Raw genomic sequence first — 23,155 nt, 5'->3', positions numbered from 1 at the left:
ACACCGCGCTCGGCATACCCGTCACGGAAGCTGTGGGATAAGTCCGTCCGGGGAAAGGGGAACCTCGGCCATAACCCGATTTGTGCAACAGAGCCTGGATTAGGACATGCCGCCCAGGCGCGTAAAGCGCCTTCTCTATACCGTGAAGCTGTTCCGCACGCCCTCTAAGGTACTCTTCCGATTGAAGAGGTTGTGCGGGCGAAAGAACCTTGGATAACGCTCGCCCAAATTCCCTTTGATCGTGGGTGATTACTGCGCGTAGCGTTTCGAGCTTTTCCAACAACTGCCCCTATATTGTCTAATGCACATGACGAAAGGTACACGCCGCATCAGATCAAGGGCAAGCGGGAAACCCTCTCCACAGCCGCCGCGCATCCCGACACGTTGCGTCCTCCCACCCGGTTGCATCCCTCGCCTTCAGCATACCATTGCATACCGAACTGCCCAGAATCCGTTCCAAAAGCAGATAATGGCCATTATGTTATATTCAGATTCCGATATGTGAATCTATTTTCCTCAACAAAAACAGGTACTTACGGCACTAACGCCCGCTGACGCGGGCCTACACCCACCCAGAAACACCCCCAAACCACAAGATGTTGTGTCCGACGACCGGCAAAACCGACCCGTTCCGACTGCGTATCGCCGCCTCAGAATGCCACCTGAACCCACCATATCACTCGGTTTCAGGGTGAAAATGTCGCAAATGGGCAATCTGGCATGAAACCGACATTGCGAGCGGGTGAGTGGGTGGAGGCCCGCGTCAGCGGGCAAGGCATACTAGCACATCATATAGACAAAATCACAACGAAATAACGACATCTAGGGTCCCAAGGGGCGGTATCCGGGTGGGGCCGCTGGAGGGCGCAGGTACCGCGCGTAGTTACATTAGCAACTTTTCGTTGCGGCATGTCGTATTTTGTCCAACCGCGCGAAATCGGTTCACATCCGCGTTCCAGCGCGCATTTTACCCCGCGCCAATATCGTTGCAAATGCAACATTCCACCTCTAGCGCCCCGCTTTTGGTTCACACCCGGGGGCGACAGTTGCGCCGACCGGGGACCCGCCCGAAAGACCCCCTCCCCCCCTTCGGAACGCGATTCACCCCTCTAAAATTTACAAATTTTGTCGAAAATAGTTGCATTGAAAGCCGTGCCACCAAAAACCGTTCCCGCTATGTTCTTTGGGGTTTCGCCTCACCCGTGGTATACTTTTCTTGTCGAAGTGGAGAGCTTCGCGGGCGGGCGGTCTTGGGTCCTTTCGTCCGCCCGCGTCTTTCTCCCCTGACCCCGACAAACTCCCTCCCTCAACGCGCCTGTGCTGGACCCAGCACGCCCCCGACAGGCAATAGCGCGAAAGCTCACCACCTTGGAACAAACCCACGAACTCCGCCTTAAGATCGACGCCGCCGCCGCCGAAGCTGGCAGCAAGCGTTTCACCGCCGCCCTGTCTGCGGTCAAGAAAGCCGTCTCGGACCTTGACCGCGCGGCAGATGGCACCTTCGCCAAGCTGGCAAACCACCGCCCCGAATTCAACGTCGCGCCCATTACCAAGGCCACCACAGCCACCCGTGAGCTATCCACCGCCATGGACAAGGCGGGCACCGCCTCGACCAAGGTCGGCACCCAGTCGCAGCGCGCAGCCCTCGCGGCAAGCATGGCGATGCGCCAAGCCACCACCAGCGCGCAGAAGCTGGCCTTCCGGCTTGAAGACCTTGGCGACACCGCCGGGGTGGACCGTCTTGACGCCGCCATTGATCGTTTGCACGCGCAGCTTGCCCGCGCCCCGGATGTTGCCGCCGTCCGCGTGGCCCGGTCCGCGTACGAAGACCTCCGAGTCGAGATGACCCAAACGGCGACCGCTGCGGAATACGCGCGCGGGGCGCAGGCGCAGCTTGACCGGCAGGCCCGTGAGACCGCCGCCGCCGTCGACCAGCACGCCGCCTCGATTGCCAGCCTGCGGGCCGAGTTTCAGCCGCTTTACCAAGTCAGCAAAAATTACGAGGCGCAGCTCGACCGCATCGCAAAGGCCGAGCGGGAGTCGATCCTGACCAGCGGACAGGCCGAGACCGCGCGTCAGCGCGCCGCACAGGCGCTTTTGACTGCCGGGCAGGCAGCCGACACCTTCGCCGGTTCTGGCCGCAATGCCGCCTTCGCGGCGCAGCAGGTGGGCTTCCAGCTCACCGATATTGCGGTCATGCTGCAAGGCGGCATGTCGCCGCTTTCGATCATGGTCACGCAGGGCGGGCAGCTCGCAGGCACATTCCAGACCTTGGGCAGCCGCGCGCAGGTATTCAGCGCGCTGAAATCCGGCCTGCTTGGCATGGTCAGCCCCATGTCGCTCATCACATATGGCGCAATCGGCCTTGGCGCGGCTCTATATTATGGGCTGTCAAAGGCCATTCCGCCGACAAAGAGCTTGGCCGAAGCTCTGAAAGACCTCGACGCGGCTATGAACACCGCCAAGTCAACGGCTGGTGAAGCCGCCAATCTGGAAGCCCTCACCCAAAAGTACGCGGGCGCGCGGGCAGAGGTGCAGGCCCTCGCCAATGCAAAGCGCGACCTCGCGCGGCTTGAAGCCGAAACGGCATACAAAGACGCGAAGTCGTCATTCTATTCTGACGTAGGGTTCAATCGCTGGTGGGATTCCCTGCGCGGGTTCGCCGGAACTGAGGAAGGCCGAGTCCGAAAGCTCGCGCAAGACTTTGACCTCACCACCGAAGCCGCCACCCGCCTGAACGAACAGCTTCTGAAAGCGCAATCTGCGACGACCGCCGAAACAGCGGCGTCTTACTACGGTCAGATGCGCCAGACCATCGTTGATGCGGCGGGGGGCATGGAAAAGCTGACCACCGCGCAGAAGGAAGTTGTCGGCAAGATCAATGAGATGGAAGGCAAGGCCCGCGAATTCGCGCGGCTGGACATGGCCAAGCCCGTCACCGATGCCACGACCGCCGCCAATGGCCTTGCCACCAGCATGTCGGGCGTAGCGGCGCAGGCCTTGCGCGTCTTGAACACGCTGCAAGCGCTCGCGGGCATTAAGGTCAATATCTCTGCCCCGGTCATCTCGACCCCTGCGCTGCCGAAGGCCACGCCCATCGCCGCGCCGAAGGCATCGGGCGACATTTTCGACCGCATCACGAACGTAACAGACGTGAGTTACCAGCCCGTCAAGGCGGCTGTCACCTCCACCAGCACCCCGGCAGCGACCAAGCCCGCCGCCGCGATGACCTCGCGCGAACTACAGGCCGTCATCACCGCATCGGTGACCCGGACGGGCGCGCTTCAAGCCGAAAAGTCGGCGGCGGAACAGCTCACAGACCGCCTCACCAGCTTGCAGGCCGAGACGCTGACCCTACAGACTGTCGCCGCAGGCACCTATGCCACCGAAGAGGCCGCGCGGCTCTATGCCGAAGCCGCCACCACGGCGGGCGGGGCCATTGACGACCAGACGGCGGCGATGATCCGGCAGATTGACGCGGCGGGGAAGCTCAATGATGAGTTGCAGCGCCTCGTCAAAGACCCGGCTAAGGAGTGGCTCGATTCCGTGCCGACTTGGGTAGAAGCCGGACGCCATATCGAAGAACAGGCGCTGGACAGCCTGTCGAACGCGCTCGCAGACTTCGCCACGACCGGCAGATTCGACATCAACGCTCTGGGCGATGCAATCGCCGGGACCGCTGCCCGTGTCGTGTCTGACATGGCGGTCAAGGAGCTTGTCGGGATGCTTGGCGGCAACGTGACCGGCGCCGGGGCCGCAGGCTTCGGGCTGGGAGACCTGTTCGGGGCAATGTTCGGAACCGTCGGGGCCTTCGCCGAAGGTGGACTCTCCACCAGCCCCGTGGGGTTCGCCTCCCTGACCCCCGCGAACTTCCGCCACGCCCCCCATTTCGCGGAAGGCACTGCCAACACCAGCGGAATCCCGGCGGTCTTGCACGACAATGAGGCTGTCATTCCGCTGTCGCGGGGCCGCAAGGTCGGGGTCGAGCTTAACGGCGGCACCTCGACCGGTGGCACCATCATCAACGCCCCCCAGACCATCACCATCACCACGCCCGACGCCGACAGCTTCCGCCGGTCCAAGAAGCAAGTCGCCGCCGATCTTGCAGTGGCGGGCGCTCGCGCCGCGCGGCAGAACCGATAAAGGACTCACCCATGACTTACACCCCGCAGCCCTCCCCGCCCCCGCGCTTGGGGCACTGGCACCAGATCATCGACCCAACCGCCGAAAAACTGCGCGCATACTTCCGCGCCGGGATTCCGGTCATCGCCGCAGCCGATGGGCTGACCTATCGCGCAGAACGCAGACTGCCTGACGAGCACGACACCGATGAATGAACGAGAGGGGGCCTAGCTGGCCCCTTTTCCTTGTCTTTGGCTTGCTTTAGTTGTCCTTTTTGAAACGGTTGGCAGCTTGTTCAATCTTGCGCTTGTCACTTGCCGCTTCCTCTTTTCGCCGCGACGCCTCCGCCTCACGCGCTTTCTCAGCGGCCTCTTCCCGACTATTCACTTGTGCCATAACATCCTTGAGTTCCGGGACATGAACGGTTTCCCAGTCATCAAGGGAACACGTGATCACGATTCGCGCGCCGGAAACCGTGGCATCCCGCTTTTTCATGTAGATGTGCTGTTTCCACGCGGTATCAAAGTCACGCGCCCAAGAAGCTGACGGGGTACCTGAAAGGATTAGAACGACCTTGTACAGTGCAGAGCCGGGACGCGGGTCACGTTCGGTTCTATTCGTGTCCATCCCGGTGATTGTAATGGGCTTGAAAGGCATTCGCCGTGTCTCCTCTGTTCTCAAATGCGGCCTGCATAATTGTTAGCGCGAAGGTGCCCCCGCGTCAGCGGCGTGATTCGGCTTCAAGCCGACTTTGATCCTGATACGCGGCGATGATACGCGCCGGGCGGCGAAGTATCAGTATTGTATCAGTATCAGGCCTGCCCCTTGCGGGGTTTGCTCTATCTTGTTGATTTTGTGGTGATTTTTGGCGGACCCGGAGCGATTCGAACGCCCGACCCTCAGATTCGTAGTCTGATGCTCTATCCAGCTGAGCTACGGGTCCGCTGTGAGGGGGGATTTAGCGGCAGGGCCGGGGGGATGCAAGGGCGAAAAAGCGGAAGATGACAACTTTGTTTCTGCCGCTCTGTTCCGGCCTTGCTGCATTGGGAAAGCTGCCGCGCAGATTTCGGTGATCGGGGCCGAATTCCGGCCAGGGACAGCGCACCCGAGAGAATCAGCCCGCCGCTTCCTCTGCATCCAGCCCGCCCGCCCGCGGCAGGCGGATCAGGAATTCGGTGCCATCCTCGTCGCTGCGGACCAAATCAAGCTGGCCGCCATGGCCCCGGACAAGCTCCGCCGCGATGGCCAGCCCCAGACCGGCCCCCCCCTTGCGGGCAGATCCCTGGAACGCGCGAAACAGGTTGTCGCGCGCTTTCGGCGGCAATCCCGGCCCGGTGTCACCCACGCGAATCCACCAGGCGGCTTCATCCTCGCCCGCCGAAAGCTCGATCGTGCCGCCCCGCCCTGTCGCGTCGATGGCCTGCCGGGCATTGCGCACCAGATTTGCGACGACCCGGTAAAGCTGCTCGGCATCCGCCCGCACCATCAGCCCCGGCGCGGCATCGACCAGACAGGCAGGCTCCGACTGGGCCGAAAGCCCCTCGCCATCCGCCACATCCTCCAGCAGCGGACGCAGGGCGAAACGGGCAAGCCGGGGCGGATGCTCCTCAGCCTTGCCGAAGGCCAGCGTCGATTCGCAGAGATTGACCGCACGGCTGATCGAGTTCACCAGCTTCGGCGCCGACCGCGCCACCGCCGGATCGGCGCTTTGTTCGATTCTATCCGCAAAAAGCTGCGCGGATGTCAGGATATTCCGCAGGTCATGGCTGATCTTGGCAACAGCTCCGCCAAGCTGGGCCAACCGCTCCTTTTGCCGGAACGCCGCGATCAAGTCCGTCTGCATGCGTTGCAGCGCCTCTTCGGCATCCCGCAACTCCACCACCCGTGCCGTGGGCATGATGACATAGCGCGCATCCTCCGGCGCCGCGGCATAGGCCTGCATATGCCGCACCACCCGGCGGATCGGCACCACCATAAGCCGCCGCACCGCCAGAAACAGCATCGCCGCCGTAATGACAGAGATCAGCGCGGACAGGAACAAGATGCGCAGGCCGTAATCATACATCTCGGTCCGCAGCGGGCCCTCACGCAGGGTAATCTCGATCAACAGCCCGGCCTGCTGTACAGGATTGCCGATGATGCGGATGATCCGGTCCTCGGGCGTCACAAGCACTGCCAGCGCATCCCGGATCAGATCGAATGACCCGTCCATGCGCAGATCGAAGGTCGCCGCTACCGGCTGCGGGATTTCCGACGACAGCACCAGTTGGCGCACCTCGTCGCGCCGCAACACCACGTTGAACACACCCGCATTGTTGAGAAGCTCCTGCTCCAGCTCGGGCGTGATCATCCCGTCATTGGCCAGCAAGGCCAGCGAGGCGATCTGCGCCTTTTCAAGCCGCAGTTGCAGATAATCCACCCGGAACCGCGCGATGGAGGGCACGAAGATCAGCACCTCCGCCAGCATGACGAAAGCGACGGTCAGCAACAGGAACCGCCCTGAAAGCGTATTGAGAATGCGGCTGGTCAGCTTCCGCACGGCACATCCGTCTCCGCTTGTGGCGGCTCGCCCGCCTCTCTCCCAGCACTAGCAAACCCGCCGGGCCGAATACAGCGCCATATATGCCCCGGACAACGGGCAGAAACCCCGGCCGAAGCAAGATTGCTGCGAAAAACGCCCCATCCGGAATTGACTTGCCGCCGCGCCCTGCGTAAAGGACGGGCCTCAGTTGCCGCGGCCCTCGAATCTTTCGGGGTTCGGGCTGCATGTTACCGCCGTTACTGGAGAGCCGCGATGAAGCGCACTTACCAACCGTCGAACCTGGTTCGCAAGCGCCGCCACGGGTTCCGCGCCCGCATGGCCACCAAAGGTGGCCGTCTTGTGCTGAATGCCCGCCGCGCCAAGGGCCGCAAGAAGCTGTCGGCCTAAGAAGGGTCGGCCCTGTCCTGCGGGGCCGCTTCGGAAGATCTGACATGACACCGCCGCTGGCAGAGGAAGCAAACCGCACGACCGGGGCTTCCGAAAGCCTCGCGGCGGTTTCGTCATATGTGCCTTACACAATCCTTGCCAAACGCGCCGATTTCCTGCGCGCCGCTCAGGCGCGCCGGCAGGGCACGGGCGGCTTCCTTCTGCAAGCCCGCGAACGCGGCGATGACCGCCCCGATATCCGCGTCGGCTTCACCTGCTCGAAAAAGATCGGCAATGCGGTGATGCGCAACCGCGCCAAACGCCGCCTGCGAGAGATCGTGCGCGCCGTCCTGCCCGGCCTTGCCCGCCCCGGCTGGGATTACGTTCTGGTCGGCCGCCCCGGCGCCACGGTCACCCGTGATTTTGCAGATCTGCAAGCCGATCTGGCGCAGGCGCTCGCCCAGATCCACCGCCCGCCGCGCCCCAAGACCTGAGCACGGCCCACCGCCCTGCTCTTGCTTCTTGCCCAAATACTCATATCTCCGGTCAAAACCCAGGCCACGGCCAAAGGCCTTTCCCCATGTCGCCGCTCGCTCAGATCTTTGCCCTGCCGATCCGCGCCTACCGGCTGCTGCTCAGCCCCTGGGTCGGCCATGGCTGCCGGTTTCAGCCCACCTGCTCGGCCTATGCTCTGGATGCGCTTGCCCGCCACGGCGGGATCAAGGGCGGCTACCTGACGGTTCACCGCATCTGCCGCTGCCACCCATGGGGCGGATCGGGCTACGATCCGGTCCCCGGTGCCGATCCCGAACACGATTGCACAAGGCACCAGCCCTGAAACCTTCCGTGGCAACGCCTTTCGCAGGGGCTCGATGCCCCGGAGAAAGGCACCTCTTGTCAGGCACACATATCAGGGGCGCGGCGCGGCGGCGCGGCGCAGGCGGTCATTGATCGCGCGGCCCAGTCCAGTCTCGGGCACCGGGGCGAAGGCAATCGCGCCGCCCGGACCAGCCAGCGCATCGGCCTCGCGCAACAGGTGGAACAGCCGCGCTGCGGCTTCCACCAGATCGCCGCTTTCGGACAGGCTCAGATCACCAGCCACCGCCCCGAAACCCACCAGCACCTCGCCCGGCCGCGCCCGGGTCGCGTTCAGCCGCACCCGCGCCTCGGGCGCGTAATGCGAGGCAAGCTGCCCCGGTGCCTTGGGCTGCGCCGGATCACCCGGCAGCACCAGCGGATGTCCCAGCACCGCCTCCACCGCCTCCACCGTCACCCCGCCGGGGCGCAGCAGCGCGGGCGGGCCGTCGAGCCCCAGAATCGTGCTTTCAACCCCTACCGCACAGGCACCACCGTCCAGCACCGCCTCGATCCGGCCTGCCAGGCCTGCCATCACATGCGCGGCCCGCGTCGGCGATACCCGGCCCGAGGGGTTGGCCGAAGGTGCAGCCACCGGAAGCCCCGCCACCCGCAACAGCTCGCGCGCCAGCGGATGCGCCGGAACCCGCACCGCCACCGTGGGTAGCCCCGCCGTCACCAGCGGCGACAGTCCCGCCCCCTCGCGCAGCGGCAGCACCATGGTCAGCGGCCCCGGCCAGAAGGCGGCGGCCAGCGCGCGCGCCTCGGGCGTCAGCACCGCATAGCGCCCGACCGCGTCAAGATCCGGCAGATGCACAATCAAGGGGTTGAAAGACGGGCGATTCTTCGCGGCATAGATCCGCGCCACCGCGTGATCATCGCGCGCATCCCCGGCCAGCCCGTAGACAGTTTCGGTCGGCATCGCGACCAGACCGCCCGCGCGCAGCACCCCGGCTGCCTCGGCGATCCCTTCTGACGTGGCGGCGATAAGACGGGTTTCCATGGTTCGTGACGCAGCGTTGATGTTGAGGCGGTTTGACCTTGCGTTAATCTCGCCCCCGACAGATGACCCCAGATAGACCCGCGCGCCCCGGTTGCCAAGCGCGGGAAGGAGGATAGATGCCCTACCGTGCCCCGGTTTCCGAATTCCGTTTCGTCCTTGACCAGGTGGTCGGCATGGATCAGGTCGCCGCGACCGAGCTTTTTGCCGAAGCAACCCCAGAAACGGTCGAGGCGATTCTCTCCGAAGCGGGCAAGCTGTGCGAAACCGTGCTGGCGCCGCTGAACCGCGCGGGCGACCTGACGCCCGCAAAGCTGGAAAACGGCGTCGTGCGCACCTCGCCCGGCTTTGCCGAAGGCTACAGGGCCATCACCGAGGGTGGCTGGGTCGGCATGGCGGCCAGCCCCGAACATGGCGGCATGGGCCTGCCGATGTCGCTGACCACCGCCGTGAACGAAATGATCGGCTCCGCCTGCCTGTCGCTGCAACTCAACCCGCTGATGACGCAGGGCCAGATCGAGGCGCTGGAGCATCACGCCTCGGACGCGATCAAGGAACTTTACATCCCGAAACTGATCTCGGGCGAATGGTGCGGCACCATGAACCTGACTGAAGCGGGCGCCGGGTCCGATGTGGGTGCGCTGCGCACCAAGGCGGAGCGCAATGGTGACGGCACCTATGCGGTGACAGGGCAGAAGATCTTCATCACCTGGGGCGACAATGATTTCGCGGGCAATATCTGCCACCTCGTGCTGGCCCGTCTGCCCGATGGCGCCCCCGGAACCAGAGGCATCAGCCTGTTCATGGTGCCAAAGTTCATCCCCGATGAAAGCGGCAATCCCGGCAAGCGCAACAGCCTTGGCGTCGTCAGCCTTGAACACAAGCTGGGCCTGCATGGCTCACCCACCGCCGTCATGCAATATGACGGCGCGACCGGCTGGCTGATCGGAGAAGAACACAAGGGCATGGCCGCGATGTTCACCATGATGAACAATGCGCGGCTGGGCGTCGGGATGCAGGGCGTGGCGATTGCCGAAGCGGCATTCCAGCACGCGCTGACCTATGCGACGGACCGCAAGCAGGGCAAGACGCCGCTGGGCGCCACCGCCATCGTCGATCATGCCGATGTGCGGCGGATGCTGGGGCAGATGAAGGCCGAAACCTTTGCCGCCCGCGCCATCGCGCTGGCCTGCGCGGTCGCCATCGACATGGGCCGCGCTACTGGCAGCGCTGACTGGCAGGCCCGCGCCGCCCTGCTGACGCCCATCGCCAAAGCCTACGGCACCGATATGGGCAACGAGGTCGCCTATCTGGGCGTGCAGGTCCACGGCGGCATGGGCTTCATCGAGGAAACCGGCGCCGCGCAGTTCAGCCGTGACGCGCGGGTGACCTCCATCTACGAAGGTACCAACGGCATTCAGGCGATGGATCTCGTGGGCCGCAAGATGATGGACGGTGGCGCGGCGGCCTACCGCCTGCTGCAAGAGATCGAGGATCACGCCAGCGAGGCGCGCGCCACGCTGCCCGACCTGGCGGGCGATGTCTGGGCGGCGGCCGAGGCGCTGCGCGAGGCGACGGAATGGCTGGTCGCGCAGGAGGCCAATGACCGCAACGCCGGGGCCGTGCCTTATCTGCGCGCCTTTGCCCGCGTGCTGGGCGGACATTACCACCTGAAGGCCGCGCTGGCCGATGCGTCACGGCAACCGCTGGCGGCCTTTGCCATCAAGCGCCTGATGCCCGAACATAGCGCGCTGATCGCACAGATGCGCGAAGGGGCGGCGGGGCTTTATGCCCTCACCCCCGAGGCGCTGGCCTCGTGAGCATGGATACCCGCAGCACCGGCCTGCGCTATCCGTTCGAGCCGCCCGCAGCGGGCGGCTCGGTCGAAATTGCGGAAGGCGTTCTGTGGCTGCGGCTGCCGCTGCCGATGGCGCTGGATCACGTCAATGTCTACGCGCTGGACGAGGGCGATGGCTGGACACTGATCGACACCGGGCTGGATACCCGCCGCGCGCGCACCGAATGGCAGGCGCTTCTGGATGGCCCGCTGGCGGGCCGCCCGGTGCGGCGGGTGGTGGTTACGCATCACCATCCCGACCATATTGGTCTTGCCGGATGGTTCATGGCACGCGGGGCGGAGCTTGTGACCACCCGCACCGCCTGGCTTTATGCCCGGATGCTGACGCTGGACGAACAGCCCGCCGCCACGCCGGAACAGCTCGCCTTCTGGCGCGGTGCCGGGATGGATGCGGCGCTGCTGGAAAAGCGCGCGACGGAACGGCCCTTCAACTTCTGCGACGTCGTGCATCCGCTGCCACTGGGCTTTACCCGCATCGCCGAAGGCGACAGCCTGACCATGGGCGGGCGGCGCTGGCGGGTGCATTGCGGTGACGGCCACGCCCCGGAACACGCGACCTTCTGGAGCGAGAGCGACGATCTGGTGATCGGCGGCGATCAGCTTCTGGCCTCGATCTCGCCCAATATCGGGGTCTATCCGACCGAACCGCTGGCCGACCCGCTGGGTGACTGGATCGACAGTTGCCGCCGCTTCGCCACACTGGCCGAACCCCGGCATCTGGTGCTGCCCGGACACAAGTTGCCCTTCACCGGCCTGCCACTGCGGCTGCACCAGCTTGAGGAAAACCACGACAGCGCCATCACCCGCCTTCTGGCGCATCTGGAACAGCCACAGACCGCGACGGGGTGCTTCCCTGCCCTCTTCCGCCGCAGCATCGGTGACGGGGAATATGGCCTTGCGATGGTGGAAGCCATGGCACATCTGACCTACCTTCTGCACAGGGGGCTTGCGAAACGCGTCCTGTCCCCGGAAGGAGCCTGGATGTGGAGCCGCACATGATCGACGAAATCGCCACCTCTGCCGAGGTTCTGGAAGCCAGCGCCCTGCCTTGCGCCCATGTCGTCCATGCCGACCCGGATGCGCCGGAAACGGCAGAACAGCAGCCCCTGCCCGCCGCCGTGGCGCGCAAACCCGTGGAACAGAAAAGCCCGGCCGAATGGGCCTATGAGCGGCTCATCCTTTATATCCGCAATTTCGAAAGCCAGCTTGATGCCAGACATGAGGTGGCGATGGGATTCGCGGGGGGCGAGGTCGGCGTGCTGCGGATCGAGGGGCTGGGCTATTTCGACCCCGATCTGATCACCTTCTACGGTCGGGACGAGGACGGGGCGAAGATGCAGCTTGTGCAGCATGTCAGCCAGCTGAATGTCGCGCTGCGGGCCATCCCGCGCGAAATGCCCGACGCCCCGCCACGCCGCATCGGCTTTCGTCTGGCGCAGGACTGGGACGAACCGGCCCCGGCGGAGCCGCAACACCCTGCCCCCGAAGCGTGACGCGGGGAGGTGACAGCCCCCGGTGAATCAGGTATCGGGTTGGAAAATCACGGCAGATCCGGGAGACGCACCTATGGCCGAACACAAGCATGGCAGCATGGACATCCGCGAACACGAAAAGACCTTCGCGGGCTTCATCCGCATGTCGACCTGGGGCGCAGGCATCGCCATCGGCGTTCTGATCTTCATGGCTCTGGCCAATTCCTGATCCCGGTCTCCGGCGGACCGGGCCCCGGGGGTCAAACCCCGGCCCGGCCCCGACCTCCTGCCCGACATCCTGAAGGAGCGCCCGATGCGCCGCCATCTGCTTTGTGTTGCCCTCGTCGCAACCCTGTCCGCCTGCGGCGCAGCCGAGCCGACCTGGGCACCGGATGAAGCCGTCGCAAAGGCGCGCTATGTGCATGACGGCCCGCCCGCGATCACGCTGTTCACGGTGATCAGCACCCGCAACGGCTCCGGCGCGCATGCAGGGCTGATGATCAACGGCTCGCAGCGGATCATGTTCGATCCGGCGGGAAGCTGGAAACTGCCGCGTCTGGCCGAACGCAATGACGTGCATTTCGGCATGACCGACAAGATGGTCAATTTCTACATCGACTATCACGCCCGCGAAACCTACTACGTCGTCGAGCAGACCAAGATCGTCTCGCCCGAGGCCGCGCAACTGGCGATGCAGCGTGCGATGTCCTACGGCGCGGTGCCGAAGGCGCATTGCACCGATGCCGTCTCGACCATCCTGCGGGGCGTGCCCGGCTTTGAAACCCTGCCGCACACCTGGTTCCCGAAGAAGCTGATGGAAGAATTCGGCAAGCTGCCGGGCGTGACCGAGCGCAAGATCACCGACGATGATGCAGACGACAATCATGGCGTTCTGCTGGTGCAGGCGGGCGATCCCCGTCTGGCGGAGCAGGATGCCGCCGCCGCGCAGTAAGGCGCGGCGGGCTCAGCCCAGCAGCAGCGGCAGACCGAACAGCACCGCAACACCTGCGCCGATCGACGCCAGCGTGTTGCGGGTGATCACCCCGGCCAGCACCGTCATCACCGCAGCGGCAAGCCGCACCGGATCTGTCTCGCCGCCCGTTGCGGCGGGCCACAGCACGGCGGGCGCCACCAGCCCCGGAATCACCGCCATCGGCGTATAGCGCAGCAGCCGCAGCACCATCGGCGGCAGAGGCCGCGCCCCGATCACCCCCAGAAACGAAAAGCGCAGCGCGAAGGTCAGCGCCCCCAGCGCGACGATCAGGGTCCAGAGCTTCCATTTGACCGCGATGATCTCGGGCAGTTGATCGGGGCTCATGCGCGTTTCTCCCACAGGGTTTCAACCAGCGCCCCGACGACCATCGCCGCCGCCGAGGCAACCAGCAGCCCCGAGGAATAGGGCATCCACCACAGGGCCAGCGTGCCCCCGACCGAAACAAGGGCGGCGGCATAATGCGCAGGTGTGCGCAGGACCGGGGCGATCATCGCCAGAAAGGCGATGGGCACGGCGAAATCCAGCGCGAGGTCAGGCGGAATCGCCTTGCCAAAAGCTGCCCCACCCCAGGTGGACAGATACCAAAGCGGCACGACAAGGCTGACCGTGCCAAAGAAATAGGCGACTTTCTCTGCCACCGGGCGATCCGGGTTGCGGGTAAACTCGGTGATGGCAGCGACATAGCTCTGATCCACCAGAAGGTAGGAAATCAGTGCCCGCTGCCACAGCTTCGCCAGCCCCAGATGCGGCGCCAGCGAGGCGGAATACATCGCCATGCGGAGGTTCACGGCGGCAGCGGTGAAGATCACCACCACCAGCGGCGCGCCGTCCTGCATAAGCTGCACCGCCGCGAACTGCGCGGCGCCGGCGATGACCACCACCGAAAACCCCATGGTTTCAAGCACCGTCATCCCCGCCCCGGTGGCGACCACGCCAAACAGGGTTCCGAACGGTCCGATGACCAGCACGAAAGGCAAGGAGGCGGCAAGGCCGCGCAGGAAAGCGGCGCGCAGTGGAGAAGGCATGGGACAATCCGGCATGTCGGAGGAACCGGCTTTACCGGCCGGTGCAGAAGGCTTAGGGCTTTGCGGGGCGGGCTGCAACCCGGAGGAGGTCATGCGCATCGACGGGGTTATCCTTGCAGGCGGCGGCGGGCGACGCATGGGCGGTGCTGACAAGGCATTGCTGCCGCTGGCGGGCCAGCCTCTGATCCTGAACGCCATCGCGCGCCTTGAACCGCAGGTTCACAGGCTTTGTCTTTCGGCCAATGGCGATCCGGCGCGGTTGGCCTTCACCGGCCTGCCCGTGCTCGCCGATGATGTGTCGCAAGGGCCGCTGTCGGGCATTCTGGCGGCGCTGGAGGCCAGCGAAGGCGCGGATGCGCTTGTCAGCGTGGCGGTGGATACCCCGTTCTTCCCCGGCGATCTGGTGCCGCGCCTGTGGATGGCCGACGATGGCGGACTGGCCTATGCCACATGTGGTGGCCGCGCGCATCCGACCTTCGCGCTGTGGCCGCTGGCGCTGCGCGCCGCCCTGCGGGACTGGCTGGCTGCGGGCAAGGCGCGGATGATGGACTTCTGCGCGGCCCATGGCGCCGTCGCCGCCCCCTTCCCCGGCGGCACACCCGATCCGTTCTTCAACCTGAACACCCAGGACGACCTTGCAGCGGCGGAACAGGCGATCCGATGCGCGGGCTGAACATCACCGTGGTGGATTGGTCGGCGGCCAGCCGCCCCACCCCGGCGCGCGACAGCGCCGATGCCATCTGGATCGGCCTGTGCACCGCTGCGGGCGAGCGTCAGATCTACTGCCGGACAAGGGCCGAGGCCGAGGCGCGGATCATCGCGGAAACAGCGACCGGCGAGTGGCTGGTGGGGTTTGACTTTCCGATGGGTTATCCCGCCGGTTTCGCCGCCCGGCTGACCGGGCAGGCCACGGCGCGCAGTCTGCACGACTGGCTGGAACGCGCGGTGCAGGACGGGCCGGACAATGCCAACAACCGCTTCGAACTGGCGGCGGCAATCAATCGTCGTCTGGGCGGCGGCGGCCCGTTCTGGGGATGCCCGGTCACGGTCGACCTGCCCGGCCTGCCCCGCCGAAAGATCGTGGATTATGCCGCGCTCGGGCTGACCGAACGGCGCGGGGTGGAACAGCGAATCCGGCGCGCCCAGCCGGTCTGGAAGCTGTACACCACCGGCTCGGTCGGGTCACAATCGCTGACCGGCCTGCCGGTGGTCGCCCGTCTGGCCCGGCGCCCCGGGACCGCCGTCTGGCCGTTCGAGCCGCCCGCGCGCATCACGCTGGCTGAGGTATATCCCTCGCTTCTGGATGCCGAAGTGCGCGCTGAGGGCGACGCGGTGAAAGACCGCGCGCAGGTGCGGCTTCTGGCGCGTGCGCTCTATCGCCTTGCCGGGGCCGGGCACCTGCCTGCGCTGCTGGAATGCCCGCCGGAAGCCAGGTCGGAAGAGGGCTGGGTGCTCGGCGCGGGACAGGAGCCCTTGCTCCGGGCCGGACTGGCATGAGCCTGCGTCTGACCCTTGGCATTGCCCCCGAACACCGCACCGAAGCCGCGCGGCTGTACTGGCAGGCGTTCAGCGGCAAGCTGGGTCGCGTGCTGGGGCCGGAACCGATGGCGCTGGCCTATCTGAACCGGGTCATCCGCGCCGATCACGCCATCGGCGCGGTGGGTCAGGGACGGCTGCTGGGCCTTGCCGGCTTCAAATCCCCCGAGGGCGGCTTTGCCGATGGCAAATGGTCCGACCTGCGCGCCACCTTCGGTATGGCCGGGGGCGCATGGCGCATCGCTTTGCTGGCCGCCCTTGGTAACGAGGTCGACAATCGCCGCTTCCTGGTCGACGGCATCTGTGTTGCGGAAGACGCGCGCGGCCACGGCATCGGCAGCGCGCTGGTCGAGGCCCTGTGCGACCTTGCCCGCCAGCGCGGCTATGGCGAGGTGCGGCTGGAGGTCGTGGATACCAATACACGCGCCCGCGCGCTTTACGCCCGGCACGGTTTCGAGGGCACCGAGGTGATGCGGCTGGGCCTTCTGCGCCATGCCTTCGGCTTTGAAAGCGCCGAAACCATGATAAGGCGGCTTTGACAGCCGGTCAGGGCAGCGGAACCGCCCCTGCCCGCAGGCCCGAGACCAGCACCAGAAGTATGGTCAGCCCCATCAACACCGCCAGACGCTGCGGGCGCGATTGCGGACGATCCTGCGGGATTTCAAGCCAGTCACTCATAGGCCTCATTTACACCACATTTCGACCACAATCATTAACAAGCCCAATGCACGACGTGGACAGCCCGTTTCCCCGGCAGAAACCGGCCTCCCGTCACCCTTCCCCTTCGCGCCGCGATGCGCTAAGGCCAAGGCACGAAAATCAAGAGGCGTGCCATGAAATTCACCCTGTCCTGGCTGAAGGATCATCTTGAAACCAGCGCGACGCTGGATCAGATCCTGACCGCTCTCACCGATCTCGGCCACGAGGTCGAGGAGGTCGAGAATCCTGAGGTGAAGCTGGGCGCCTTCCGCATTTGCCGTGTAATAGAGGCGGTGCAGCACCCCAATGCCGACCGACTGCGGGTCTGCCGCGTCGCCACTTGGCCGAACGGGCCGGAAGGCGCAATGGAGGAGGTGCAGGTGGTCTGCGGCGCGCCGAATGCGCGCACTGGTCTCGTGGGCGTGTTCGCCCCGACCGGAACCCATGTGCCAGGCACCGGGGTTGACCTGAAGCCCGGCAATATCCGTGGCGTCGACAGCAACGGGATGCTGTGCTCGGAACGCGAACTTGAACTGTCTGACGACCACAACGGCATCATCGACCTGCCGGAGGATGCGCCGGTGGGCGTGCGCTTCATCGACTGGAAGGGCCTCAACGACCCGATGATCTATGTGAAGATCACGCCGAACCGCCCCGACGGGCTGGGCGTGCGCGGTCTGGCCCGCGATCTGGCGGCGCGGGGTCTTGGCACGCTGAAGGCGCTGGAAATTCCGGCGATCAGGGGCAGCTTCGCCTCGCCCGTCGGTGTAAAAATCGACGACAGCCTGAAAGCCAAGGGCTGCCCGTTGTTTGCGGGCCGCACTATTCGCGGCGTGAGGAACGGCCCCTCGCCCGACTGGATGCAGGCGCGGCTGAAGGCGATCGGGCTGCGGCCGATCTCGGCGCTGGTTGACATTACCAACTATTTCACCTTCGGGCTGAACCGCCCGCTGCACGTTTTTGACGTGGCCAAGCTGAAGGGCGATCTGCGCATCCATCCGGCGGCGGGCGGTGAGGAACTGCTGGCGCTGGACGGCAAGACTTATACGCTGAAACCCGGCATGATGCTGATTTCCGACGACGCCCAACCCGAAAGCCTTGCCGGCATCATGGGGGGGGAGTTGTCGGGCTGCACCGATGACACAACCGATGTGTTCCTCGAATCGGCCTATTGGGACCCGATCACCATTGCCACCACCGGCCGCGCGCTGAAGGTCAACTCCGACGCGCGCTATCGGTTCGAACGCGGCGCGGACCCGGCCTTCACCCTTCCGGGGCTGGAGCTGGCGACGCAGATGATCCTTGATCTTTGCGGCGGAGAGGCGTCGGAGATCGTGGTCGATGGCGCCGTGCCGGATACCGCGCGCAGCTATCGCTTCGATGCGAAACGCGTCGAACGGCTCGTGGGCATGGAAATCCCCGAAGCCGATCAGCGCAGCACGCTGGCGGCTCTGGGCTTCACGCTGACCGGCGATCAGGCCGCCCCGCCGTCGTGGCGTCCCGATGTGCAGGGCGAAGCCGATCTGGTGGAAGAAGTGGCGCGCGTTGCCTCGCTGTCGAAACTGGTGGGCAAGCCGATGGCCCGCGCCCTGCCCGGTGTGCCAAAGCCGATCCTGACCCCGCTGCAAACCCGCGAAAAGGCCGCCCGGCGCACCATCGCGGCGCTTGGGTATAATGAATGTGTGACCTACAGCTTCATCGACCAGACGGCGGCGGCGGCCTTTGGCGGCGGGGCCGATGCGGTGAAGGTGGACAACCCGATCTCGTCGGAAATGACGCATCTGCGGCCTGACCTGCTGCCCGGCCTTCTGCGCGCCGCTGCCCGCAACCAAGCGCGCGGCTTCATGGATCTGGCGCTGTTTGAGGTTGGCCCGGTGTTTTCGGGTGGTGAACCCGGCGAACAGGCGACAGTGGCAACCGGCCTGTTGATCGGGGCGTCCGCGCCGCGCGATCCCTATGGCTCGCGCCGTCCGGTCGATGTGTTCGACGCCAAATCCGATGCCGAGGCGGTGCTGGCAGCGATCGGTGCGCCGGCCAAGGTGCAGATCAGCCGCAAGGTGCCGGGCTGGTTCCATCCCGGCCGCTCGGGCGTGATCGGGCTGGGGCCGAATGTGCTGTGCACTTTCGGCGAGGTGCATCCGCGCATCCTGCAAGCCTTTGACGTGAAAGGCCCGGCCGTGGCCTTCACCGTGCAGGTCGCCAATGTGCCGCAGCCCAAGGTCAAGACGCCGACCCGCCCGGCGCTGGCGATTTCGGACCTGCAAGCGGTGGAACGCGATTTCGCCTTCGTGGTGGATGCGGGGGTCGAGGCGCTGACGCTGGTCAATGCCGCCGCCGGTTCGGACAAGGCGCTGATCGAAAGCGTCCGCGTCTTCGATCAGTTCACCGGCGAAAAGGCCGAGGCGCAGATGGGCGCGGGCAAGAAATCGCTGGCGATCACCGTGCGGCTGCAACCGCAGGACGCCACGCTGACCGACAAGGACATCGAGGCGGTTTCGGCCAAGATCGTCGAGAAGGTCGCCAAGGCGACCGGCGGCACGCTGCGCAAGTAAGCTGCACAAATCCAACGAAAAGGGGCGCCCGCAGCGCCCCTTTTTCATATCCGATAGCCCTTACGCGACCTTGAGCACGATCTTCCCGATATGGCCGGAGCTTTCGATCCGGTGATGCGCCTTAGCGGCATCCACCAGCGCAAATTCGCTGTCAATCACCGGGCGCAGCGTGCCGCGTTCCACCATGGGCCAGACGTGTTTCGCAAGGTGGCGGGCATAGCGCGCCTTGGCCAGATCGCTTTGCGGCCGCAGGGTTGACCCCGTGATCGTCAGCCGCCGCATCATCACCTCGGCGAAGTTCAACTCGGCTTTCGATCCCTTGAGGAAAGCAATCTGCACCAGCCGTCCCTCGTCTGCCAGCGCCTTGACGTTGCGCTGGATGTAATCGCCGCCCACCATGTCGAGGATGACATGCGCGCCGCCCTCGGCCTTCATCACCTTCACGAAATCCTCTTCGTGATAGTTCACCGCTTTCTCGGCCCCCAAAGCCTCGCAGGCCGCGCATTTCTCGGGGCTGCCGGCAGTGGCGAAAACACGGGCACCCAGGGCACGGGCCATCTGGATCGCCGTCGTCCCGATCCCAGACGCCCCGCCATGGACCAGAAACCGCTCGCCCGCGCGCAGGCCGCCACGCAGCATGACGTTGGACCAGACGGTATAGCAGGTCTCGGGCAGGCAGGCGGCCTCTTTCAACCCGATGCCCTCGGGCACTGGCAGGGCATGATCTTCCGGCGTCACGGCATATTCGGCGTAACCGCCACCGGGCAGCAGCGCGGTTACGCGGTCGCCTTCCTGCCATTTCGTCACACCGGGGCCAACGGCGGCAACCCAGCCCGAGGCCTCCAGCCCCGGCAGGGGCGAGGCGGTGGGGGGCGGCGCGTAAAGCCCGGCCCGTTGCAGCGCGTCAGGGCGGTTCACCCCGGCGTAGGCCACCCGGATCAGAATTTCGCCATGGCCCGGCACCGGCACCGTCACCTCGACCGGCCGCAGAACCTCCGGCCCGCCGGGTTCGGAAATCTCGATCGCCGTCATCACATGGGGGGGCGGTAGCGTCATGTCCTGTCCTTCAAGCTTCCCGGCAAATCCGCAGGTGCGCGCGGCGCCCTGATCTGCTCCATCAGTTTCATCGGCCCGGCCAGCAGCGCTTTGCCCAAGGGGTTAGAGCGCACCGCCGCCTTCATCTTCTCGAACTGCATGACATCGCCGATGCGGCGGTCAAGAAAATCGCGCGTGGCCTCGTGCCCCGGACTGTCATCCCCCAGCCAGTACAGCACGGTGGCGGAATAAACCGCCGACAGCGTGGCGCGCTTGGAATACCAGTTCACGTCATCCGAGGTATCGCCGAGCGCCGTCCAGATCGCATCCGCCGTGCCCCAGATCGCCCGCGCGCCTTCGGCCGCGTTCTGCGGCAGGGCAAAGAAGGTGCTGCCCCGGCGGACAAGCTCCTTGTCCTCGACCAGATCGAGCCGGGTCATCACGGCGCTGGCAATGCGGTCACGAATGCGCAGGACGTCAAGGTCCGTCGCGGCCAGCGCCTCCATCATGCGGGTATCGCCCTGCCGGTGATAGGCCAGCGCCAGATCCAGCGCCCCGCGGGGGAACAGCGCAGCCCCCAGCGCGGGTTCCACCCCCGAATCGGCCAGCGCGGCCTTCAGCGTGGTTTCAGACCAGCCATCAAAGGGCACATGGGCCAGTGCGGCCCCGATCACCGCCTCGCGGGCGGCATTCAGCGGGTTTTCCTCGGTCATGGCGGCTCCTTTCCCGTCGGAAGGTAGACAAGTCCCGCGGCTTTTGCTATGGCTCGCGGGCCTGCACATCAGTGCAACTCTAGCTTAGGAAGGTGGTGACAACCACATGCAGGTCAGCGTTCGTGACAACAACGTCGAACAGGCGCTCCGCGCCCTGAAGAAAAAGCTCCAGCGCGAAGGCGTGTTCCGCGAAATGAAGCTCAAGCAGCATTTCGAGAAGCCGTCGGTCAAGAAAGCCCGTGAGCAAGCCGAAGCGATCCGCCGTGCGCGCAAGCTCGCGCGCAAGAAGGCTCAACGTGAAGGCGCTCTCTGAGAGACGTGTCTGAACTCTGGGCGGGGTAACCCGCCTTTCGAGGAACCCCCGCGCCCAGGCCGGGGGTTTTTCATTTTGTGGCGGGAACGGGGCGAAACAGCCATGGCCCAAGAAGCGCCGCGCCCCCTGCCCCGACAAGCTGCGCCAGAATGAAGCCCGGTGCATCCACGGCGCGGATGCCTGCGAAACTGTCGGTCAGGGCGCGGGCAATCGTCACCGCCGGATTGGCGAAAGAGGTCGAGGCGGTGAACCAGTAGGCGGCGGTGATGTAGCACGCCACCACCGGGGCCGCGCGCGTGCCCGCGCCCAGGCTTGCCAGCACCAGCCCGAAAGTCGCCACTCCCTCGGCCAGCCATTGCGGCCCGCCACTGCGCACTGTGGCCCCGGCCTGCACCAGCGCAAGGCCGAACATGGCATGGGTCAAAATCGTGCCTGCGGCCCCGCCACCGACCTGCGCGATGATGCGCAATAGCGCCGCAAAGGGACGGTGCCGCCCCTGCATCAACCCGAGCAGCGTGACGGCCGGGTTGAACTCGGCCCCCGAAACCGGCGCGAAGACGGTGATCAGCACATAAAGCCCCGCCCCCGTCGCCAGTGCATTGGCCAGAAGCGCCAGCGCCGTATCTTCGGTCAACCGGCTGGCCATGATGCCCGATCCCACGACAACCGCCACCAGCAGCGCGGTGCCCAGCGCCTCGGCCACAAGCTGCCGGGCGGTCATTCGTTGCCGATCTGCTTGAGGCGGCTTTGCAGCGACATCCGGTCCAGACTGTCCAGCGGCAGCGCGGTGAATGCGGCGATCCGGCGGCTCAGCGCCCTGTAGGTTTCAGCGAAGGCCAGCGCCTTTTGTGCATCCGAGCCTTCCACCGCCGCAGGGTCAGGCAGCCCCCAATGCGCCGTCACCGGCTGGCCCGGCCAGAACGGACATTCCTCTGCCGCCGCGCTGTCGCAGACGGTAAAGACGAAATCCATCTTCGGTGCCTCCGGCCCGGCGAATTCGTCCCAGCTTTTGGAACGGGCAAAGCCGGTGTCGATGCCTTCTCGCCGCAGCAGATCCAGCGCGAAGGGATTGGGGGCACCGCCCGGCCGCGACCCGGCGGAATAGGCGCGGAACCGGCCCGCCCCCACATGGTTCAGGATGCCTTCACCCAGAATGGAGCGGGCGGAATTTCCGGTGCAAAGAAACAGCACGTTGAAGCTGCGCGACATGGCGGGCCTTTCGCAGGCGCATACGATGCTGTCCAGCACCGGCGCACAAAGGGTTGCATCGCCGCCGCAGCAATCCTCCAGCAGCCAGCCCACAAGCGCACGCAGGCTGGTCATATTGGCACTGTAGCGGATGGATCTGCCGTCGCGCGCGGGCACGATCAGACCCGCCGCCTGCAACTGCGCCAGTTGCGAAGACAGCGTATTCTGGCGCAGGTCAAGCTGACGGGCGATGTCGCCCGCCGCCAGCCCCTCGGGGCCAGCCTGAACCAGAAGACGAAAGACCTCGATCCGCGAGATCTGTCCCAGGGCCTGAAAAGCGGTTTGCGCGGCCAATATATCCATGATTCCCGAAATATCGAAATATAACCGCCATCGCAAGCCGGTTTCGCGATCAGACCGAATAGGCCGTGGTCTTGACCACCGTTCGCAACGCGAAGGAACTTTGCATCTGCGCCACGCCCGGCAACCGGCTGAGGTACTGGCGGTGGATGCGGGCGAAATCCTCGGTATCCTCGGCCACGATCTTCAGCAGGTAGTCGGCGCTGCCCGCCATCAGGTGACATTCCAGAATGTCGGGGATGCGCGCCACCTGACGTTCAAACGCATCCAGCAACTCATCCGCCTGCCCTTGCAGGGTAATTTCCACGAACACCGTCGTCGGACGACCGAGGCGGCGCGGGTCCAGCAGGGCGACATAGCCTGCGATGAACCCCTCCTCCTCCAGCCGTTGCACCCGGCGGTGGCAGGCCGATGCGGACAGATGCACCTGTTCCGAAAGCTCTGCATTGGTGATACGGCCATCTTTCTGCAATGCAGCAAGAATGCGGCGGTCTGTTGCGTCAAGTTCCATGGTTTCGAAGATTT

General features: G+C 65.3%; 26 protein-coding genes and 1 tRNA gene. 15 read left to right on the top strand and 12 right to left on the bottom strand.

The window, feature by feature from the left end; all coding sequences use genetic code 11:
• The first annotated feature begins 1,368 nt into the window (after positions 1-1,368).
• Positions 1,369-4,143, top strand: coding sequence for a phage tail length tape measure family protein (locus tag C8N34_RS09070; protein ID WP_108128560.1), 2,775 nt, complete (start codon positions 1,369-1,371; stop codon positions 4,141-4,143).
• An 11-nt stretch (positions 4,144-4,154) separates the two neighbouring features.
• Positions 4,155-4,337, top strand: coding sequence for a hypothetical protein (locus C8N34_RS09065; RefSeq protein WP_108128559.1), 183 nt, complete (start codon positions 4,155-4,157; stop codon positions 4,335-4,337).
• Between the two features lie 46 nt (positions 4,338-4,383).
• On the opposite strand, the gene C8N34_RS09060 is transcribed toward C8N34_RS09065, so the two are convergent.
• The 3 genes from C8N34_RS09060 to C8N34_RS09050 form a co-directional block, all read right to left on the bottom strand.
• Positions 4,384-4,779, bottom strand: a complete 396-nt coding sequence (locus tag C8N34_RS09060) for a hypothetical protein (protein ID WP_108128558.1) — start codon at positions 4,777-4,779, stop codon at positions 4,384-4,386.
• Positions 4,780-4,988: 209 nt separating this feature from the next.
• Positions 4,989-5,065: transfer RNA gene (locus C8N34_RS09055), tRNA-Arg, on the bottom strand.
• A gap of 171 nt (positions 5,066-5,236) precedes the next feature.
• A complete protein-coding gene (locus C8N34_RS09050) occupies positions 5,237-6,589 on the bottom strand; it encodes a sensor histidine kinase (protein WP_108128599.1) in 1,353 nt (450 codons plus the stop codon).
• Between the two features lie 327 nt (positions 6,590-6,916).
• On the opposite strand from C8N34_RS09050, the gene rpmH reads away from it, so the two are divergent.
• The 3 genes from rpmH to yidD all read left to right on the top strand — a co-directional run bounded on the left by rpmH (position 6,917) and on the right by yidD (position 7,868).
• Positions 6,917-7,051 carry a 50S ribosomal protein L34 gene (rpmH, locus tag C8N34_RS09045; protein ID WP_054302507.1) on the top strand — a complete coding sequence of 45 codons (135 nt, stop codon included), beginning with the start codon at positions 6,917-6,919 and terminating at the stop codon, positions 7,049-7,051.
• A gap of 44 nt (positions 7,052-7,095) precedes the next feature.
• Positions 7,096-7,524 carry a ribonuclease P protein component gene (gene rnpA / locus C8N34_RS09040; RefSeq protein ID WP_054302508.1) on the top strand — a complete coding sequence of 143 codons (429 nt, stop codon included), beginning with the start codon at positions 7,096-7,098 and terminating at the stop codon, positions 7,522-7,524.
• An 86-nt stretch (positions 7,525-7,610) separates the two neighbouring features.
• Entirely contained in the window at positions 7,611-7,868 is a 258-nt protein-coding gene (yidD, locus tag C8N34_RS09035) for a membrane protein insertion efficiency factor YidD (RefSeq protein ID WP_054302509.1), read from the top strand.
• A 72-nt stretch (positions 7,869-7,940) separates the two neighbouring features.
• On the opposite strand, the gene C8N34_RS09030 is transcribed toward yidD, so the two are convergent.
• Complete coding sequence (locus C8N34_RS09030) at positions 7,941-8,888, bottom strand: L-threonylcarbamoyladenylate synthase (RefSeq protein WP_108128557.1); 948 nt, start codon at positions 8,886-8,888, stop codon at positions 7,941-7,943.
• A gap of 116 nt (positions 8,889-9,004) precedes the next feature.
• On the opposite strand from C8N34_RS09030, the gene C8N34_RS09025 reads away from it, so the two are divergent.
• The 5 genes from C8N34_RS09025 to C8N34_RS09005 all read left to right on the top strand — a co-directional run bounded on the left by C8N34_RS09025 (position 9,005) and on the right by C8N34_RS09005 (position 13,167).
• Positions 9,005-10,705, top strand: coding sequence for an acyl-CoA dehydrogenase (locus C8N34_RS09025; protein ID WP_108128556.1), 1,701 nt, complete (start codon positions 9,005-9,007; stop codon positions 10,703-10,705).
• A 2-nt stretch (positions 10,706-10,707) separates the two neighbouring features.
• Positions 10,708-11,742: an MBL fold metallo-hydrolase gene (locus tag C8N34_RS09020; protein ID WP_108128555.1), complete on the top strand. Its 1,035-nt coding sequence runs from the start codon at positions 10,708-10,710 to the stop codon at positions 11,740-11,742.
• Positions 11,739-12,236 (top strand): DUF6173 family protein, encoded by a 498-nt coding sequence (locus C8N34_RS09015; RefSeq protein ID WP_054302512.1) that lies wholly within the window; start codon positions 11,739-11,741, stop codon positions 12,234-12,236. Before C8N34_RS09020 ends, C8N34_RS09015 begins: the two co-directional genes overlap by 4 nt.
• A 73-nt stretch (positions 12,237-12,309) precedes the next feature.
• On the top strand, positions 12,310-12,444 hold the full coding sequence (locus tag C8N34_RS09010; RefSeq protein WP_054302513.1) for an aa3-type cytochrome c oxidase subunit IV: 135 nt from the start codon (positions 12,310-12,312) through the stop codon (positions 12,442-12,444).
• Positions 12,445-12,528: 84 nt separating this feature from the next.
• Entirely contained in the window at positions 12,529-13,167 is a 639-nt protein-coding gene (locus C8N34_RS09005) for a hypothetical protein (RefSeq protein ID WP_108128554.1), read from the top strand.
• A 12-nt stretch (positions 13,168-13,179) separates the two neighbouring features.
• Here C8N34_RS09005 and C8N34_RS09000 read toward each other — a convergent pair whose 3' ends face one another.
• Together C8N34_RS09000 and C8N34_RS08995 are read right to left on the bottom strand one after the other, a co-directional pair.
• Positions 13,180-13,533, bottom strand: a complete 354-nt coding sequence (locus C8N34_RS09000) for an AzlD domain-containing protein (RefSeq protein ID WP_054302515.1) — start codon at positions 13,531-13,533, stop codon at positions 13,180-13,182.
• Positions 13,530-14,234 (bottom strand): AzlC family ABC transporter permease, encoded by a 705-nt coding sequence (locus C8N34_RS08995; RefSeq protein ID WP_108128553.1) that lies wholly within the window; start codon positions 14,232-14,234, stop codon positions 13,530-13,532. The genes C8N34_RS09000 and C8N34_RS08995 overlap by 4 nt, the downstream gene beginning before the upstream one ends.
• Before the next feature lie 91 nt (positions 14,235-14,325).
• On the opposite strand from C8N34_RS08995, the gene mobA reads away from it, so the two are divergent.
• From mobA to C8N34_RS08980, 3 genes are read left to right on the top strand one after another with little or no spacing between them, the layout of a single operon-like run.
• On the top strand, positions 14,326-14,907 hold the full coding sequence (gene mobA, locus C8N34_RS08990) for a molybdenum cofactor guanylyltransferase MobA (protein WP_108128552.1): 582 nt from the start codon (positions 14,326-14,328) through the stop codon (positions 14,905-14,907).
• Positions 14,895-15,731: a hypothetical protein gene (locus C8N34_RS08985; RefSeq protein ID WP_054302518.1), complete on the top strand. Its 837-nt coding sequence runs from the start codon at positions 14,895-14,897 to the stop codon at positions 15,729-15,731. The genes mobA and C8N34_RS08985 overlap by 13 nt, the downstream gene beginning before the upstream one ends.
• Complete coding sequence (locus C8N34_RS08980; protein ID WP_054302519.1) at positions 15,728-16,309, top strand: GNAT family N-acetyltransferase; 582 nt, start codon at positions 15,728-15,730, stop codon at positions 16,307-16,309. The genes C8N34_RS08985 and C8N34_RS08980 overlap by 4 nt, the downstream gene beginning before the upstream one ends.
• Before the next feature lie 7 nt (positions 16,310-16,316).
• On the opposite strand, the gene C8N34_RS27120 is transcribed toward C8N34_RS08980, so the two are convergent.
• Complete coding sequence (locus C8N34_RS27120; protein WP_255349797.1) at positions 16,317-16,448, bottom strand: hypothetical protein; 132 nt, start codon at positions 16,446-16,448, stop codon at positions 16,317-16,319.
• A gap of 155 nt (positions 16,449-16,603) precedes the next feature.
• Between C8N34_RS27120 and pheT the strand changes: the two genes are divergently transcribed.
• Positions 16,604-19,021 (top strand): phenylalanine--tRNA ligase subunit beta, encoded by a 2,418-nt coding sequence (gene pheT, locus C8N34_RS08975; protein WP_108128551.1) that lies wholly within the window; start codon positions 16,604-16,606, stop codon positions 19,019-19,021.
• Positions 19,022-19,081: 60 nt separating this feature from the next.
• Here pheT and C8N34_RS08970 read toward each other — a convergent pair whose 3' ends face one another.
• Positions 19,082-20,077, bottom strand: coding sequence for an NAD(P)H-quinone oxidoreductase (locus C8N34_RS08970; RefSeq protein ID WP_170120544.1), 996 nt, complete (start codon positions 20,075-20,077; stop codon positions 19,082-19,084).
• Positions 20,074-20,769, bottom strand: coding sequence for a COQ9 family protein (locus tag C8N34_RS08965; protein WP_108128549.1), 696 nt, complete (start codon positions 20,767-20,769; stop codon positions 20,074-20,076). The genes C8N34_RS08970 and C8N34_RS08965 overlap by 4 nt, the downstream gene beginning before the upstream one ends.
• Before the next feature lie 106 nt (positions 20,770-20,875).
• Here C8N34_RS08965 and rpsU point away from each other — a divergent pair, with 106 nt between their 5' ends.
• The gene (gene rpsU, locus C8N34_RS08960) at positions 20,876-21,082 is read left to right on the top strand and encodes a 30S ribosomal protein S21 (protein ID WP_082400860.1); all 207 of its coding nucleotides are present in this window, start codon (positions 20,876-20,878) and stop codon (positions 21,080-21,082) included.
• A 70-nt stretch (positions 21,083-21,152) separates the two neighbouring features.
• Here the strand turns inward: rpsU and C8N34_RS08955 are convergent, their stop codons facing one another.
• From C8N34_RS08955 to C8N34_RS08945, 3 genes are read right to left on the bottom strand one after another with little or no spacing between them, the layout of a single operon-like run.
• Positions 21,153-21,803, bottom strand: coding sequence for an aquaporin (locus C8N34_RS08955; protein ID WP_108128548.1), 651 nt, complete (start codon positions 21,801-21,803; stop codon positions 21,153-21,155).
• Positions 21,800-22,633, bottom strand: a complete 834-nt coding sequence (locus C8N34_RS08950; protein WP_108128547.1) for an arsenate reductase/protein-tyrosine-phosphatase family protein — start codon at positions 22,631-22,633, stop codon at positions 21,800-21,802. Before C8N34_RS08950 ends, C8N34_RS08955 begins: the two co-directional genes overlap by 4 nt.
• A 49-nt stretch (positions 22,634-22,682) precedes the next feature.
• Positions 22,683-23,141 (bottom strand): Lrp/AsnC family transcriptional regulator, encoded by a 459-nt coding sequence (locus C8N34_RS08945; protein ID WP_054302526.1) that lies wholly within the window; start codon positions 23,139-23,141, stop codon positions 22,683-22,685.
• Positions 23,142-23,155 lie beyond the last annotated feature (14 nt).

This window comes from Gemmobacter caeni (assembly GCF_003054195.1).
In the GTDB taxonomy this organism is placed as follows: domain Bacteria; phylum Pseudomonadota; class Alphaproteobacteria; order Rhodobacterales; family Rhodobacteraceae; genus Gemmobacter; species Gemmobacter caeni.
This window is presented reverse-complemented; position numbering and strand designations above follow the sequence as displayed.